The organism is Cohnella kolymensis, from assembly GCF_000829465.1.
GTDB classification, from domain to species: domain Bacteria; phylum Bacillota; class Bacilli; order Paenibacillales; family Paenibacillaceae; genus Cohnella; species Cohnella kolymensis.
Genome location: NZ_JXAL01000005.1, coordinates 44,526 through 60,676 on the forward strand (window position 1 = coordinate 44,526; position 16,151 = coordinate 60,676).

18 protein-coding genes are annotated in these 16,151 nt (G+C 54.2%); 11 read left to right on the forward strand and 7 right to left on the reverse strand.

The window, feature by feature from the left end:
* Window positions 1-5: 5 nt before the first annotated feature.
* Genes SD71_RS23875 through SD71_RS05945 form a run of 6 tightly spaced genes read right to left on the reverse strand, consistent with a single transcriptional unit; the run spans window position 6 to window position 5,165 of the window.
* The gene (locus tag SD71_RS23875; RefSeq protein WP_161793343.1) at window positions 6-143 is read right to left on the reverse strand and encodes a hypothetical protein; all 138 of its coding nucleotides are present in this window, start codon (window positions 141-143) and stop codon (window positions 6-8) included.
* On the reverse strand, window positions 103-1,119 hold the full coding sequence (locus tag SD71_RS05930) for a YheC/YheD family endospore coat-associated protein (protein WP_326998707.1): 1,017 nt from the start codon (window positions 1,117-1,119) through the stop codon (window positions 103-105). The genes SD71_RS23875 and SD71_RS05930 overlap by 41 nt, the downstream gene beginning before the upstream one ends.
* Entirely contained in the window at window positions 1,064-1,318 is a 255-nt protein-coding gene (locus SD71_RS25830; RefSeq protein ID WP_326998708.1) for a hypothetical protein, read from the reverse strand. The genes SD71_RS05930 and SD71_RS25830 overlap by 56 nt, the downstream gene beginning before the upstream one ends.
* Window positions 1,315-2,691, reverse strand: a complete 1,377-nt coding sequence (locus SD71_RS05935) for a YheC/YheD family endospore coat-associated protein (RefSeq protein WP_041060940.1) — start codon at window positions 2,689-2,691, stop codon at window positions 1,315-1,317. Before SD71_RS05935 ends, SD71_RS25830 begins: the two co-directional genes overlap by 4 nt.
* The gene (locus SD71_RS05940) at window positions 2,672-3,826 is read right to left on the reverse strand and encodes a YheC/YheD family endospore coat-associated protein (protein ID WP_052476013.1); all 1,155 of its coding nucleotides are present in this window, start codon (window positions 3,824-3,826) and stop codon (window positions 2,672-2,674) included. Before SD71_RS05940 ends, SD71_RS05935 begins: the two co-directional genes overlap by 20 nt.
* Window positions 3,801-5,165 carry a YheC/YheD family endospore coat-associated protein gene (locus SD71_RS05945; protein WP_041060942.1) on the reverse strand — a complete coding sequence of 455 codons (1,365 nt, stop codon included), beginning with the start codon at window positions 5,163-5,165 and terminating at the stop codon, window positions 3,801-3,803. The genes SD71_RS05940 and SD71_RS05945 overlap by 26 nt, the downstream gene beginning before the upstream one ends.
* A gap of 222 nt (window positions 5,166-5,387) precedes the next feature.
* On the opposite strand from SD71_RS05945, the gene SD71_RS05950 reads away from it, so the two are divergent.
* The 3 genes from SD71_RS05950 to SD71_RS05960 all read left to right on the forward strand — a co-directional run bounded on the left by SD71_RS05950 (window position 5,388) and on the right by SD71_RS05960 (window position 8,014).
* Window positions 5,388-5,732, forward strand: coding sequence for a YlbF family regulator (locus SD71_RS05950; RefSeq protein ID WP_041060945.1), 345 nt, complete (start codon window positions 5,388-5,390; stop codon window positions 5,730-5,732).
* 152 nt (window positions 5,733-5,884) lie between these two features.
* A complete protein-coding gene (fni, locus tag SD71_RS05955; protein ID WP_041060948.1) occupies window positions 5,885-6,922 on the forward strand; it encodes a type 2 isopentenyl-diphosphate Delta-isomerase in 1,038 nt (345 codons plus the stop codon).
* Between the two features lie 57 nt (window positions 6,923-6,979).
* Complete coding sequence (locus SD71_RS05960; RefSeq protein ID WP_052476014.1) at window positions 6,980-8,014, forward strand: MBL fold metallo-hydrolase; 1,035 nt, start codon at window positions 6,980-6,982, stop codon at window positions 8,012-8,014.
* 30 nt (window positions 8,015-8,044) lie between these two features.
* Here the strand turns inward: SD71_RS05960 and SD71_RS05965 are convergent, their stop codons facing one another.
* Window positions 8,045-8,593 (reverse strand): phosphatidylglycerophosphatase A family protein, encoded by a 549-nt coding sequence (locus SD71_RS05965; protein WP_041060953.1) that lies wholly within the window; start codon window positions 8,591-8,593, stop codon window positions 8,045-8,047.
* Window positions 8,594-8,748: 155 nt separating this feature from the next.
* Here SD71_RS05965 and SD71_RS05970 point away from each other — a divergent pair, with 155 nt between their 5' ends.
* The 8 genes from SD71_RS05970 to mutY all read left to right on the forward strand — a co-directional run bounded on the left by SD71_RS05970 (window position 8,749) and on the right by mutY (window position 15,917).
* Window positions 8,749-9,810: a GerMN domain-containing protein gene (locus SD71_RS05970; RefSeq protein ID WP_041060955.1), complete on the forward strand. Its 1,062-nt coding sequence runs from the start codon at window positions 8,749-8,751 to the stop codon at window positions 9,808-9,810.
* Window positions 9,811-9,986: 176 nt separating this feature from the next.
* On the forward strand, window positions 9,987-10,733 hold the full coding sequence (gene rph / locus SD71_RS05975; RefSeq protein WP_041060957.1) for a ribonuclease PH: 747 nt from the start codon (window positions 9,987-9,989) through the stop codon (window positions 10,731-10,733).
* A complete protein-coding gene (locus tag SD71_RS05980; protein WP_041060960.1) occupies window positions 10,730-11,362 on the forward strand; it encodes an XTP/dITP diphosphatase in 633 nt (210 codons plus the stop codon). Before rph ends, SD71_RS05980 begins: the two co-directional genes overlap by 4 nt.
* Complete coding sequence (locus SD71_RS05985; protein ID WP_235427015.1) at window positions 11,359-12,147, forward strand: DODA-type extradiol aromatic ring-opening family dioxygenase; 789 nt, start codon at window positions 11,359-11,361, stop codon at window positions 12,145-12,147. The genes SD71_RS05980 and SD71_RS05985 overlap by 4 nt, the downstream gene beginning before the upstream one ends.
* Window positions 12,148-12,563: 416 nt before the next feature.
* Window positions 12,564-13,373: an ammonia-dependent NAD(+) synthetase gene (gene nadE, locus SD71_RS05990; RefSeq protein ID WP_041058846.1), complete on the forward strand. Its 810-nt coding sequence runs from the start codon at window positions 12,564-12,566 to the stop codon at window positions 13,371-13,373.
* 6 nt (window positions 13,374-13,379) lie between these two features.
* Window positions 13,380-13,769, forward strand: coding sequence for a holo-ACP synthase (gene acpS / locus SD71_RS05995; RefSeq protein WP_041058843.1), 390 nt, complete (start codon window positions 13,380-13,382; stop codon window positions 13,767-13,769).
* 163 nt (window positions 13,770-13,932) lie between these two features.
* Window positions 13,933-14,805: a helix-turn-helix domain-containing protein gene (locus SD71_RS22035; protein WP_052475853.1), complete on the forward strand. Its 873-nt coding sequence runs from the start codon at window positions 13,933-13,935 to the stop codon at window positions 14,803-14,805.
* Window positions 14,802-15,917 carry an A/G-specific adenine glycosylase gene (gene mutY / locus SD71_RS06005; RefSeq protein WP_041058838.1) on the forward strand — a complete coding sequence of 372 codons (1,116 nt, stop codon included), beginning with the start codon at window positions 14,802-14,804 and terminating at the stop codon, window positions 15,915-15,917. The genes SD71_RS22035 and mutY overlap by 4 nt, the downstream gene beginning before the upstream one ends.
* Window positions 15,918-16,151: the final 234 nt, after the last annotated feature.

Sequence of the window (16,151 nt, forward strand, 5' to 3'; positions counted from 1 at the left end):
CTCGGTCACCTCCCGGTCGGCAGCGCCGGATGGATCGCAGCCATACATGCGCCTTCACCGAAGTTTGCCGCGTAAATGATTCCCGCTAGCCAACGGCCCTGCTTATCGGGACTCAGCAATCGCCATGCGTTTGTCGCGCTCAAGGTGCAAACCTCCCTTATGCTCTTGCCGGGAACCGTGACGGTGGAGAAAAACGCTGTATTGAAAAATTCTCTGTAACGATTTGTTCCGGATATGAGGCTCATCAAATTTCATAGGTTTGGAATTGGCTTCGAAAAACCAGACGTGGCCGGTCTGATCCACACCGAGATCCATGGACATCTCGCACAGGCTCCCGTCGGAAGAACGTTCGATTTGGCGGGCGACCTTGAGTGTGGTGTTTTTCACTTTTCGCAGCACCTTACGAGCCTTTTCCTGGCCGAAGATCGATACGAGAAGTTTTTGCGGGTCGTCGATGTAACCTCCGCGCGGAACATGCGTCGTTATGCTCGAGTCGCCGGCCACCCGGGCTCCAAACCCGGTCAGCTCCCATTTGCCGCGGCTGTTTTTCTGGACCAGCGCCCTCAAATCAAAAGGCCGTTCGTTCACTGCAGCCAACGTAATGCCCTGCTGTGCGATGTAAGGCTCGCCAAGCGCTTCGGATTGGCTGGATACCTTGGCCCAGACGGTCTTCAGGCTGGCACAGTGATACGTTTTGCTGCCTTTTTCCTCCTGAATTTGCAGGCGGTACGGCATCTTTTTCTCCGGCTGCACCTTCACGGTCATGATCCCGACGCCGGCTTTGCCGCGAACCGGTTTCAAGTACAGCAAACGGTGTTTCGTAAGAAGCTTGGACAGAACTTCCGGTTCCGTCAATTTCTTTGTTTCGGGTATATATGCTTTTGTTGCGCTGTTTTCATGGAGCCATTGGAACAATGACCATTTGTTAAAAAAGCGTCGGTTGAACAGTCGGATATCCGGATCACGCGCGATGGCCGCAAGCTTTCGTTTGACGTGGGGAAGGCGTTCGTCCTCTCTCTGCGGAATCCGGTTGTAGATGATGGTCGGCCTGGGAAACCATGTTTTAACCCAGGAGTCGGTGGCTTTCCGGTACAGTAAAGCCCTGGATGCGCGCAGCATTAAGCTTCATGCTTTTGACCGTAACCACGTAGGTCACGATACCCATCTGCTGTCCGGTGCGGAGCAAATCGACGAAATTGCTCCGGTTGCCGCGGAATAGCTGAGTGTCGTCCTCAATGGTAAGAATTGCGACCACTGGTTTGTCAACTGCCGGCTCGGAAACGCTGGAATGTGGCAAAAGAGATTTAAGAATCCTCAAGATCCATCCCTCCTGCGGAACTTACTCAAATACAGGCAGTGATCCAGTATATATTCAAGCGAGGCTTTTCCTTGCTCTTTTAATGCCGGATGTTTGAAAATGGATCGTCCGGGCTTCGCATTCGCTTCGAACATCCATACGCCGCCCTCCCTGTCGATCCCGATATCCAGCCCAAGCTCGCCAAGGGCGTGCGAGTAATTGCGCTCAATGGCTTCCGACAGCTTAACCGCAATGTCTTTCGCTTCCCGGAGCACATCGTTCGCACGCGGACCGAACGTTCGGCCCAACGCCTGCTCCGGCGTCATTAGCGATCCCCCGTTTTTGATATGCGTCGTAACGCTGCCCCGGCCGGCCTTTTTGGCTCCAATGCCGGCAACGACCCATTGATTGCGCCCATCCTTGTGCATGTGAAAACGGAAGTCGATCGGGCAGTTGTCGATCTCGACCAACCGTATGCCCTGCTGGACGACATAATGACTCAGATCGCTCCCATGACGCGCGCGTAGCATTCTCATCAAGCTGGCAAAATTGCTGAAACGCAGCAGGACATTGCTTCCGTTTCGCCTGTAACGGATGAAATAACCTTTGCGCGGATGATAGGTAAGCCGGTAGATTCCGATTCCAAGACTGCCGGCTGTGGGTTTGTAATACAGAAATTGATGCTTCTCAAGGAGCTCTTTAATCCTTTCCGAATCCGGATTGTCCACGGATTCCGGGAGATGGCGCAGCGCCTCCGGATCTTTATCGAGCAGCTTGTATACGTCGGACTTGTTGAAGAAGCTCCAGTTGAAAAACGGGATTTGTTTTCTGATAAAACGTTCCCTCAGCGCTGTAATTACAACTCCGTTTTCGGCCCTTCGATTAGGAAGTCGATTATAGACGACATCAGGCAGCGGAACGATTCGGCGAATCCAGTTGCCCGCATTGTCGAGAAACCAGCCGTGTACGGTCTCCTGATGCCAATTAATGTCGCGAGGTGTGAAGCCGAAGAAGTAAGCTCTTTTTTTTCCGAGATGCAGCAGCTGCTTGACGAAGCCGGTCCGTTCCCCGAACGGGGAAGTGGAGGAACTGTGGCTGCTGTCCGTCAGTATGCCGATCAAGGGTCCGAGCTTTATTTCTTCCGCTGCTACTTTGGTCAAATAAACGTTGCCGGAGATGGGAATCCGTACGGAACGCCGAAGCCCGGCAGACATATACACATGATGGCCTTTGCGGTTGATGGTTCTTACAGCGGCGGGTACGATATCACGGCCGAGCTTGACGTTAACCGATTTACGTCCGCCCAGCTTAAGCAGCTTGGCAAGCGGGCTGGAAAACCATACGATTCGTTCCGGCTGCTGTGTGAAATGGACGTTACAGATGGTCAAACTCATGAATTACCCTCCCAGGTGGTCGAAGCAGGATAGATCGGGCATATAAAAGCGGCAATGTCTCAGCTTGTGCTGCGGCCTCGCCGCCGGCGCAATGCATTGCGCCGCGGCCGGGTTTGGAGTTTGCCTCCAGAAACCATAACCGGCCCGCCCGGTCGACACCGAAGTCCAACCCGATTTCAGCGAATCGCCCAAAATTTTGTTCTAACCGGTTAACCATCATTAAGCCGAATTTTTGTATGTCCTGCATTAAATCTGCACTATGGGCTTCGCCGAAGAGTGCGGATAAAACTTCATTGCCGGGCGCCGCGTGTCCGCCTCCATGCAGGTTCGCGGTTACGGTGCCCGGAGCGCCGCACCGGGCTGCGATCCCGGTTGTAACCCAGTGTCCCCGGCCGTTCTTTTGCATCAAGGCACGCAAATCGAACGGTTCCCCCGCGAGGCCCCGCAAATCCAGCGTTGGCTGCATAATATAGGTCCGTTTGCCGATCCATTTGTGCAGCCGTTCTAGAGCTGTCGGCTGTTCAGGGCACAAGAGACGGAAGGATCGATTGTGTGCCGTTCGGCCCTGGAGCAGCACCGTCCCGTCGGAGCTGCGGGTGACGGACAAGGTTCGCCGTCCTTGGCTTCCGTCAACCGGTTTAAGAAAAACCCCGTTAACGTGCCGGGCCAGCCAGGAGGCGAGTGTTGAGGCATCTTGGTAAACCTCCGTTTCGGGCAGCAAGGGGCTGAGCTCGGCATCCCGCGACAAAAGGGCATGCACTTCCGCTTTGTTAGGCAGTCGACCGTTGAGGAGCGTCAGCTTTTTTTCAGCGGTTAGCCGATAAAGGGCCGCGCGGAACCGGTGTCTCTCCGTTTCGTTGTCAGGCCATGAACGGTCGTAAACGACGGCCGGCAGTTTACGCACATACGATTGCCAGCTCTGTTCCCGATCGTTCCACTGCCAACCTTTAACGGTGCCGCTCCGTTCATCCCATGTCCAAGGCGCAAAAGGAAACACATCCAAACCCATCGCAGCAGCCTTCGCCATCAGACGCCGGATGTAGCGGCTTTCCGCGAACGGGGGCGTTTTGTTACGTTCACATACGGCTATTCCAAGAACAGGCGTCGTTTCAGAAACCGGATATATAACGGGCATATCGAATCATCGTCCGCACAGACGGGCGGATTTTCCCTTCATGTAATGGGGTATTGTCATTCTTGGACGGCTTGGAGTTGACTTCGAGCAGCCAGACGCGGCCTGAGGAATCCAGGGCCAAATCGATGCCCAGCTCGCCGAAGTGCGCCGGGATATAAGTATCGATTCCTCGAGCGATGTCCAGCGCAGCGGCCCGCAAACGCCGAAAAGCATCCGCCCGGATCATGGCCGGAAGGTTGGAGTTGGCGACGGTGGCCTTTACCGTGGATAGAGTGCCGCCCCTTGCCAGGTTCGAGACGAAATGATCGGTGTTCGCGGTGCGGCTGACAATGGAGGTTGTCACCCAATTGCCCTTGGCGTCCTTTTGCGTCAGAGCGCGGAAATCGACGGGACGAGCGCCGATCTCCATTAGACTAAGGCCCTGCTGAATCTGATAGCGCACGGATTTTACCTTCTCGGCGATCGACGAGTAGAGCTTCGCCAGGCTGCTGAATATTTGTCTTTTCGTTCCGCTCACCGTAGCATGAGAGGCCTGCCAGCCGTCGCCGAAGCGGGAAATACGGATGATTCCTTTACCCAAACTGCCTGTTACGGGTTTTAGAAAGACCGTGCCATACTTGGAACACATGCTTTTCAACATTGCAAAGTTATTCAGAGAATGCGATTCGGGTAAGTATCTCTGTAAAGAGCCGTCTTTTTTCAAAGCATCGAACACTTCGGATTTGTCCAGAAATTTTTCATTAAAAACCTTGGCGCCATAGCGGGTTTTGATGTCCCTCATGAACTGCTGCACCTCCGGCTGGTTCTCCAGCTTGCGCGTGGTCAGCCGGTTATTCATGACATCCGGCGCGGGGAGCGTCAAGCGCTGCCAGCCCTTTGTATACACCCAGCCTTCCACAGCGGACACATTCGGCCGGATCGCAGCAGGGGTAAAAAAGTAAACGTGAGCGCCCTGGCTCCGGCAAGCCTCCGTTACCTCCCGGCAGAACATCGTGATATCCCCAAACGGCTTATCCGGGTGTTCCGGCATGACCCGGCTGACAAGCACGCCGATCAGAGGGCCGAGCGCGACCGTTCGTGCTGCCGAACGGTATTGAACGCGAAGGCGAATTCCGCCGAATATGCCCATTCTGCGCGCGAGCGTTTGGCTGACCCGCATTCCTTGATAACGCGGGACCGGGACGATCGTGACCGAGTGCCGAAACGATCCGAATTGAAGGGTCAACTGCTGCTGCGCCGGTATTTTCGACTGCTTCATCAGCGATTCTCCGAGCATCAGGACGTCGTCGGGCAAGATGCCGGAACTGATGACTTGGAGTGCGATTTTCGGGGTGGACATGTTTCGTACTCCTTCCACCGATTCGTGTGTCATAGTTAAGGCTTATGCGGGCTTCTTCCGGGGGCTTGCGACAATACTCCATCATATGAGGACATCTATCTATCGGTGATTCGCCCTTCCGGGTTTGGGACTTTTGCTCATCGGCGGAATGTTGGTCTCATACAAGCATGATTGATGTTATGATAAGAGTAAGATGATAAATTCGGAGGGTGAGAACATCGCATGAATGTTTATGATACAGCCTATGAACTGGCCAAAGCATTGAAGGCGGGTCCGGAAGCTGCAGAATGGAAGGCCGCCAACTCTGCTGTCTCTCGAGATGCCGACGCCAAGAGGATGCTGGATGACTTCCGCGAACGCCAAATGGGTTTCCAGCAGGCGATGATGGAAGGCAAGGAGCCTTCATCGGAAGATATGGATAGAATGAATAAATTATATGAGGTGATAAACCTCAATCCGGCTGTGCGCCGGGTGATGGACGCCGAACGGAGGCTGAGCCTTCAGTTTGAAGATGTGAACCGGATTCTGAGCGAGGCGCTTCGGGATATCGTTGGAGATCCGAAATAGTGCGGAAGCCGCCTTGCGAGTCTTGACGGGCTTGCAAAGCTTTTTCTTTTGCCCGGAGTTGAGTTGGGAGATAACTACAGAGGAACGGCGTACATACTGCGAATATCGTGCGGCAATGAGCTGCGGGGGAATTCGGAAGGGAGTCGGCGAAAATAACGGATCATAGCAGCCCGACGTCGGGTCGAAAAGCGGATCATATCCGCATCAGTCTGGAGGAAGACGTGCAGGGGCGCGGGATAACGAGCGGTTTGGAATGCTATCGCTTTCGACATAAGGCGCTGCCTGAACTGGATTTCTCGGAGATTTCTCTGGAAACGAGCTTCCTCAAACGCAGAATGGCAGTGCCTCTTCTGATCAGCAGCATGACCGGCGGCACGGCGCAAGCCGGACAGATCAACCGCCATCTGGCGAAAGCCGCGGAGTCCCGCGGCTGGGCGATGGGACTCGGCTCTATGCGAGCCGCCCTGGAACAAGAGCAGCTTTCGGCGACGTTTAACGTTCGGCGTGAAGCTCCGACCGCGTTCCTTTTAGCCAACCTGGGAGCCGTGCAATTGAATTACGGAATGGGGCCGGATGATTGCCGGAGGGCGGTCGAGCTGGCGCAAGCCGATGCTTTGGTGTTTCATCTCAATGCTCTCCAGGAATTGTTTCAGCCGGAGGGCGACACGAATTTCAAAGGCCTGCTCCGCCGGATGGAAGAGGTTTGCCGGAAGCTGCCGGTGCCGGTAGGCGTGAAAGAAGTCGGCTGGGGAATAGACGCGGATACCGCGAGAAGGCTGAAGGACGCCGGTGCCGCATTTGTGGATGCAGCCGGTGCCGGGGGGACGTCGTGGAGCCAGGTGGAAAAGTACCGCAATAACGACCCGCTTCGGTATCAGGCTGCCGACGCGTTCGCCGACTGGGGGATTCCGACTGCCGAATGTGTTCGTGAAATCAGGATGCAGCTGCCCGACTTCCCGCTCATTGCGAGCGGCGGATTGTCTAACGGCGTCCATGCTGCCAAAGCGATCGCCTTAGGAGCCGATATGGCCGGTTATGGACGGGCTCTTCTTCGGGATGCTGCTACGGGTGAAGACGTGGCACTGCGGCTCGAACGGGTTGAGCTTGAACTGAAAGCCGCGATGTTCGCTATCGGAGCAGGAGATATAGAGGCGCTCCGATCCACCGACCGGTTGATCGATCGGCCGTAGAGCACTTACAATGAACGAAGCCTATATTTATGTTTCGAGAAGGAGCTCGCGGATCAGATGGAAATTAATCCGAACAACGTTATTAAGCTTACCGACGGGTGGCTGCAGTTAAAAGTGCCGGTTCCATTTTCTTTGAAATGGGTCAACTCTTATCTTTTGCCGGAACAAATAGGCTGGACGCTTATCGATCCCGGGCTTCGTACTCCCGCCACGGAAAGCTTCTGGACTACGGCTTTGGCGGTTAACTCCATACGCTGGGAAGACATCAAGCGTGTGGTCGTCACTCATCATCACCCGGACCATTACGGCTTGGCAGGATGGTTCCAGGAGCGCACCGGAGCGCCGGTTTTCATGTCGCAGACTGCTTACGAGGCTGCTCACAGGCTCTGGGGGGACGATGAGATGTTCTCCGGCGAATTGACCGAGGCTTTCCTTCAGAATGGGATGCTTCCGGAGTTGGCGGAGAACATGAACGAGAATTTGCTGGGATTTCACGTCAGGGTATCACCGCATCCTCGGGATGTGACATTTCTAGAAGCGGGTGTTGACTTTCGAATGGGGGGACTCAGTTGGGAGACGATTGGCGGTGAGGGCCACGCGCCGGGACATCTTTCCTTCTACCATGCCGAGAGCGGCAGATTAATCTGCGCCGACCAGGTGCTGCCGGATATTTCACCGAATATCGGCTGGATGCCGGGAGGCGACCCTGACCCGTTAGGTTCCTATCTTGGGAGTTTGCGTGAACTGCTGCCGCTGCGAGTGGAGACGGCGTTTCCGGGTCACCGGGCACCTTTCGCGGAATTTCAGAAGCGTGTCCAGGAGCTGCTGGATCATCACGAACGCCGTTTGCTGAAAATGATGGAATTGATCGGCAGCCATACCCTGACAGCATTCGAGGTTTGTGAACTGGTGTTCGGCAGCCGCTATCGGGATAACCCGCATCAATTGAGATTCGCGCTGGCCGAGACGATCGCCCATCTGCTGCATTTGGAGCGGCGGGGGACTCTCGTTCGTGTGGAGACGGATTCAGCTGAACTTATCCGATACCGGCGGCGGAACCCGCTCCCGCCCTCTAACAAAAAACCGGATTAAGCTGCTTTCACGCAGCTAATCCGGTTTTGTTTATTGTCCGTTTTGGTCGAGCGCTTCTTCCATCGCTTCGCGTTCGGCTTGCTTGCGGTGGGCGATGCGGCTGGATGCCGAAGCTGCAATTGCGCCTACGATATCGTCTAGAAACGTGTGGATCTGGCCGTCATTTTTGTCGTTTAATTTTTTAAGTACGCCGGGCTTGAATTTGTCGATATAACCGAAGTTTGTGAAGCCGATGCTTCCGTAAACATTGACGATACTGAGTGCCAGCACCTCATCGCATCCGTAAAGCCCTTCATCATATAAAATCATATCTTGCAGGGGCTGCATCAGCTTGCCTTCCTCTGCGAGAATATCCAATTGGATACCGGTTAAAATTGCGTTCTGCACTTCCCGCTTGGACAATACAGCTTCTACGTTAACGATACATTCGTCAAGGGTGAGCTCGGGGAAATACTCCTTTTGCAGCAGCATGACCAGCTGGCCGATCTGTGCTTTGGTCACTCCGCGTTTGGTCAGCCACTCTTGGGTCGCGTTTGCCACTGCTTTGCTGTTAAGACGGTACATATTCGGTTGGGACATGAACAACAACACCTCTTTCCGATGCTAATAGCCTGCGCCATAAAGTTGATCGCCTGTGAGGACAAACATACATATTTGTCCCGCGGGCTCGTATACATAGTACTACAAAAAGGAAGTCGATGTAACGTCGGCCCCTTAGGCGGGAGGAATTGGTAATGAAAGATAAATCGAATCGAGTCGTTCGTCGAAAGATGCTGGCATCCGCTCTGTTGCTGCTCCCCCTTCTATCAGCCTGCAGTCAGAATACGGGCACGAATTCCGGTGCGTCGGCGATCGATCCGCCGCCGGCCGAGTTTGAAGATACGATGCTTCGGGAAGCCGAAGGCACTGAAGTCAAAGACGGAATTACCGTCTATCTTTTGGATCGTAACGGGTATGTCGCCCCGATGACTTTGGTCAACAAGCCGGACGCAAAGTCCCAGCGCTCCGCCGCGGAAGTCGCCGTTGCCTGGATGACTGCGGACCAACAGTTGGCGGATCAGCTGCCGCCCGGGTTCTCACCCATTTTGCCCGAAGGAACGAAAATCAACTCGGTGAAGCAAGATACGGACGACAAAAGCATCACCATCGATTTCGCAGCTCCTTTTCCGACGATGAATCCGGCTCACGAACGCAAAATGCTCGAAGCTCTTGTATGGACAATGACGGAATTCCCGGGAATCGAGAAGCTGAAGCTGACCGTAGCGGGTAAAACGCTTGAAAAGCTGCCCGCATCCGGGATGCCTGTGGGCGCAGTGTTGACCCGGTCAATGGGCATCAATCTGGAGCATGCGAAAGGGGTGCAGGTCAATCGTACGATGGGTGTGACGCTGTATTTCTCGGCACGGTCCGCCTCTGGAGACGGTTATTTCGTCCCGGTGACCCGGTTGATCGACCGGAGTCCGGATCGTGCCCGGGCCGCGCTGGAGCAGCTGATTCAAGGACCGCTCGATACGACAAATCTTCAGCCCGTATTGACCTCCGACAAAGTTTCCGTTGAACAGCTGTCACAGCTTGAAAACACCGTGAAGGTATCCCTGAACGACAGCGAATGGACGGAACAAAAACCGCTGCCTGCGGACATGATGGAGGCGCTTGTTCTGACAATGACAGAAGTGACGGGCGCACCTCAAGTTCGGCTCGTCATGAACGGCAGTGACTCCTTAATCGATTCCGATCAACGATCTTATTCTCAGCCTGTGAGCCGCCCGACTGCGATCAACGCCTTAAAACGATAATTCTATGAGCAGCCTCCCCGACATTGAGCCGGAGAGGCTGTTCTGTCGACGGTCATGTAACCCGGCATTTCCCATTAATTGCCCGTTTCATGTACGTTCATACGGTACACGGATAAGGTGCTTTTACCCGGATACTTTGGTAAAATGGTGAAGATTCATATCCGGGAGGCAAAAAAATGAGATCAGACGGCAGACAGCCCCGTGACTTGCGGCCATTCGCAGTCACTTTACATCCTAATAAATACGCGGAAGGTTCCGTACTCATAGAGGCCGGTGACACCAAGGTGCTTTGTACGGCCACGATTGACGAAAAGGTGCCCCCATTCCTGAAGGGCCAAGGGAAAGGCTGGATAACGGCGGAATATTCGATGCTGCCGAGAGCGACACACTCGCGCAATCAAAGAGAAGCCATCAAAGGCAAGCTGACCGGAAGGACGATGGAGATTCAAAGGCTGATCGGCCGCTCGCTTCGTTCCGTCGTCAATCTTAACGCGCTTGGCGAACGGACGATTACTTTGGACTGCGATGTGCTTCAGGCAGACGGAGGGACTAGAACGACCTCCATTACCGGCGCGTTTATCGCGCTGGCTTTAGCGATACACAAACTTTCGGGAAATGTCTCTTTTGCGAAATACCCGCTTACCGATTACTTAGCATCCATAAGCGTAGGCGTGATACAGGATCAACCGGTCGTGGATTTGAACTATGAGGAAGATTCGCGGGCAAAAGTCGATATGAACGTGGTCATGACGGGCGCTCGGGCGTTTGTTGAAGTTCAGGGAACGGGCGAAGAAGCTCCTTTCACGCGTACTGAGCTCGACGGAATGCTTTCGCTCGCGGAAGAGGCCATACTTCAGCTGATTCAGCTGCAAAAAAATACGCTGGGAGCGGCCGGCGCACGGATCGGCGGTGTCCAGCCATGATCACGGCGGGCGGCACGCTGCTTGTTGCCACGCGCAACCATGGCAAAACGGCGGAATTTCGCGAAGCCTTTCGTAAATTCGGCGTAACCGTCAAGGATTTGGGCGACGTGGAAGGAATACCGGAGATCGAGGAAACCGGCACGACATTTGAAGAGAACGCGTTTATTAAGGCGAAAACGGTCGCCGATATTGTCGGTTTGCCGGTGCTCGCCGATGATTCCGGTTTGTGTGTAGACGCTCTGAACGGTGAGCCGGGCGTATATTCCGCGCGTTACGCCGGGGAACACGCCAATGATGCCGATAACAACGCGAAGCTACTTCGGGAGCTGGACGCGGGATTGCGGACGGTCGGCATCGATGTAACTGAACCTGAGGTGCTGAGTCCAGCCCAGTTTGTGTCATCGCTGGTTCTTTATGACCCTCAAGACGGCAGCCGCTTGACTGCGGAGGCACAGGTGGAAGGCCTGATCCTTCGCGAGCCTCGCGGATCCGGGGGGTTCGGATACGATCCGCTGTTCTGGCTCCCATCCTTCAACCGGAGTATGGCTGAATTGACCGTTGAGGAGAAGAACCGCATCAGCCATCGGGGGCAGGCACTGAACAAATTATTGGAGCTGATTGGGCGATGACGGAAGTTAGAATGCCGGTGTTATTTGTGGCGCATGGAGCGCCGACTCTGGTTATTGAGAAAACAGACTATACGGCGTTTTTTACGACGCTTCCCGAGCAGCTGCCCGCGCCTAAGGCAATCGTGATCTGGAGTGCGCATTGGGAGAGCGATGTACAACTTGCAGGCGCCTCGGAGCGATTCTCTACTATTTATGATTTCCATGGATTTCCACCGGAAATGTATACTCTGAAATATCCCGCACCGGGCAATGAGGACATTGCGCGCAACATTGTGAGCCGGTTGAACGATGTAGGTATCGAAGCGCGGCTGGACGAACGCCACGGCTTGGATCACGGCGCTTGGTGTCCACTTAAGCTGATGTGGCCGGATGCGGATGTGCCGATCGTTCCGTTGTCCGTCATTCCGAATTTGCCGCCTGAGAACCAGTATGAAATCGGGCGGCTTTTGTCATCCCTTCGTGAGGAGGGAGTGCTGATCATCGCCAGCGGCGGCATCGTCCATAATTTGCGCAAAATTGCCTGGGATGCCGTTCAGCCCGTGGACTGGGCACAAGCATTTGACGCGTGGATTGCCGAACGGTTGGAGAACTGGAATGTAGATGCGATATTCCGGTACCGCGAACTGGCGCCTCAAGCCGACAACGCCGTGCCGCGCGGCGGCGCGGAACACTTCGTTCCGCTCATCTACGCCATGGGCGCCGCCGATGAAGGCCGTCGGGCAAAGAGGCTATTCCAGGACTATCAGCTGGGCTCGCTCAGCCTCAATGTCTGGCAATTCGACTAGCTGCAAGGCTGGTAACCGGCGCCTTTTGCCGATATCCCGTCGGCTCAGGAGTAATCGATTGCCTCGAAAGCGAGCTGTAAGGCTACAAAACCGCCTTACACGAACAAATCGCTCTGCCCGGCGAGCTGTAAGGCGACGAAACCGCCTTACACGGGSAARTCRCTCCGCGSGGTGAGCTGTAAGGCGACAGAACCGCCTTACACAGGGAAATCGCTCCGCGCAGCGAGCTGTAAGGCGGCAGAACCGCCTTACAGGCTGCAAACCGCTCGCGAACCGAGCTGTAAGGCTAACTATCAGCCTTACAGGATGCAAACCGCTCGCGAACCGAGCTGTAAGGCTGCAAAACCGCCTTACATACGTAAATATAAGAGGGGCTCAACAGCATCTTGCCCCCGCAACCATAGGAGGAATGAGAGATGTCTTTGCAGCAGGAAATTATTGCAAAGCTGGGTGTCAAGCCGACGATCGATGTGGATGAGGAGATCAAGCGGCGGGTGGACTTCCTTAAGGATTATATCAAGCAATCAGGTACATCAGGGCTGCTGATTGCGATAAGCGGAGGCCTCGACAGCGCTGTGGCCACCGGATTATGCAAGCGGGCGACGGACGAGCTGTCGCAGGAAACCGGTAAGGAATATATGACGCTCGGTGTCTTCCAGCCCTATGAAGAGCAAGAGGATATCGAACATAGCTATGCCGTCGCGGATGCGTTCGATCTGAAATATAAAGTGGAAACGAACATCGCTGAAGCGGTGGATGAGATTGTGCTGGAAACGGAGTACGCATTCAAAGCAATGGATATGTCGCGCCACCTAAGCCGTGGAGGCAAGGGCAATGTAAAAGCGCGCACTCGGATGGTCGTTCAATATGCGCTGGCTTTTGACCTGAATCTGCTGGTAGTGGGCACCGACCATGCATCTGAAGCGTTGACCGGTTTCTTCACCAAATGGGGTGACGGAGCTGTCGACATCACGCCGCTGAGCAGCTTGAACAAACGTCAAATCAGCCAGATCGGCAAGCGCCTTGGCGTTCCCGAGTCAGTACTCAATAAAGCGCCGACTGCCGGGTTGTGGGAAGGCCAAACGGATGAAGGCGAATTGGGAGTCAGCTATGACGACAACAGCGATTATTTGGAAGGTAAAGAAATCGATCCGAAGGCGCGCGAAACTTTGGAGAAACATTACCGACGTACACAGCATAAGCGCGTGCCTATCCCCGGCATTTAAGACGGTATGATTGTCGGAGTCGGGTTGGACGTCGTCGAGTTGGAGCGCATCGCGGGCATAATGGCAGGGCCAAGCAAGGAACGCTTCGCGGCCAGAATACTGACGGTGCAGGAACGTTCCAGATGGTCGGCGCTGCCTGCGCGCCGCGCATTGGAGTTTATCGCCGGCAGGTTCGCCGCCAAAGAAGCTGCCGCTAAAGCTTTAGGATGCGGCATTGGCAGAGTCGTCGGTTTTCAAGACATTGAGTTGTTATCTGATCGTCAAGGTAAACCGCACTGCACCTTGTCCGAAGCAGCCGTCAGCAGGCTGCAATGGACGGACAAAACATTTCATATACACGTAGCCATCAGTCACGAACGCTCTTTGGCCGCGGCCACCGCGATCATCGAGTCATAGTCTCGCCAGCCCGCATAGAGAGCCAACCAATCGGGCTTTTTGTATATACATAATTTGGATAACAAAATATCTTTTTGCAAATTTACGCTTGTAGGTCTACTAACGTATAATGGATGGTATATGGGAAACGTTATTTCTCGCAAGAACACGGGGAGCACTCTACATGACGACGACTTATTTGACTATCATGATGAAACATTTGGAGCACATGCAGATTGAAGTTGCAGCTGCTTCTGAAACGCAGGTCAGCCGCTCCTCTCTGAAAGAACGCGAAATTACATATGATTGCGACCGGTTTCTTTTCGTCAGAGAAGGAGAAGGGCGCTTGATCGTGCAGGGTAAGGAGATTCCTCTCGTGAAGGGAATGTTCTGTATTCTGCTGTCCGGAATGTCACATCGAATTTCCGTAGAACCGGATGCTTCGCTGACGATACAATGGTGTCATTTTCGGGGAACATACGGGGATCGCGACTTGTACCGCACGCTGAAGATTCCATTTTACCTTCAGGTGTCCGATTTTCAATCAACTTCGGCGCTCTTCGACCAGTTAATCGAGCAGATGGCGCGGGATCACTTAACTTCAAGGCTGCGTATCAAAGCCTGCATGCTGGAGCTGGTCAGCGTGTTTTTGGAGCATTTGCCCGGTATTATTCAGGAAGGATCTCCGACCCAGGATTTGCAAAAGATTGATATTGTACTTAAATATATAGACGAGCATTTGGCGGATAACATTACGGTGGAAGATTTGGCTAAACAGGTTTTTCTGCATCCGAACTACTTCATCGTGTTCTTCAAGGGGATTTTGGGCTGCTCACCGATACAGTATGTGAACCAGCGGCGGATGGAAACAGCCAAGGCTCTGCTTTTGCAGCCGGAGTGTAATGTGTCTGACGTCGCGTGTCGGGTGGGTATGCAAATCTATTATTTTTCGCGCATGTTCAAAGCCCAGACCGGATTGACACCCAGCCGATACCGCAAACAGGCGGCAGCCGGCTCTTCCGGCGCTCAGCTTAAGGGAGGGAGCGGCCTTAAGTGAGTAACAACAAGCATTATTTCAGCAGCGAGCTCGTTCGTTGGTACGAGAAGGAGCGCCGGGATCTGCCTTGGCGGCGGACACGGGACCCATACCATATCTGGGTGTCCGAAATCATGCTGCAACAGACTCGTGTGGATACGGTCATTCCTTATTTCAACCGTTTTGTCGACCGGTTTCCTTCCGTCCGGCAATTGGCCGAAGCGCCCGAAGAAGAGGTGCTCAAGCATTGGGAAGGATTGGGCTACTACTCCCGGGCGCGCAACCTGCAATCTGCCGTGCGGGAAGTGGTGGACCGGTACGGAGGCGAAGTTCCCAGACTGAAAGAAGAAGTATCGGGTTTAAAAGGGGTCGGACCTTACACCGCGGGCGCGATTTTAAGCATTGCATTTGATCAGCCGGAGCCTGCGGTGGATGGGAATGTGATGCGGGTTCTTTCCAGGTTTTTTGGACTGGAAGATGACATCGCCCGCCCGGCCACGCGCGTCCGCATCGAGGGGGTGGCAAAAGAGCTTATTCCCCATGGCAAAGCTGCGGATTTCAACCAAGCCTTGATGGAACTAGGAGCCATGATCTGTACTCCGAAGTCTCCAGCATGCCCGACCTGCCCTGTACGGGAAATGTGCTCGGCGAGATTGCAGGGGCGCCAGTCGGAACTGCCGGTAAAAACAAAAGCGAAGCCGCCTAAATTCGTACTTAGACTAGCTGCGTTAGTGGAGGGAACGGGCATCCGATCCGGTAAAGTTCTTGTCAGGCAGCGTCCTAAGACCGGACTTTTAGCACGGATGTGGGAATTGCCTCATCTGGAAGCTCCCGGTCAGTCCGTGTGGGACTCGGTGGAATCCGGCTGTTCGTGGCTTGAGCAGGAATTCGCGCAGGAAGGCTTAATGATAAAGGCTGTGGATCATATAGGCGATGCGCAGCATACGTTCACTCACCTGCACTGGAACATCCGGGTGATGAGTGCCGTGCTTCAGGCTGAAGAGAGTGCGATCTTGCCGCCGCATTATCAATGGGTCGGACCGGATGATTTTGAAAACTATGTGTGGCCGAATGTTTTTCGCAAAGTGTTAACGCAATACTTTATTGGCATGTACAAGCCATCTAAACCGTGACAGTGCGCCGTTTTTTTTGCAGCCGCTGACGCGGTTTTTTATTTTGGAAAGACGGACAGCTAGAGGAGGGGGAGATAGGAGGGGCAGATGGCGGAAATAATACAAAAAATAGACTAACGCGGGTCTAGAGTAAGGGAAAATGGCGGAGATAGTCTAAAAAATAGACTAACTGAGGGCTAGAGGAGGGGCAGACGGCGGAGATAGTATGGAAAATAGACTAACTGAGGGCTAGAG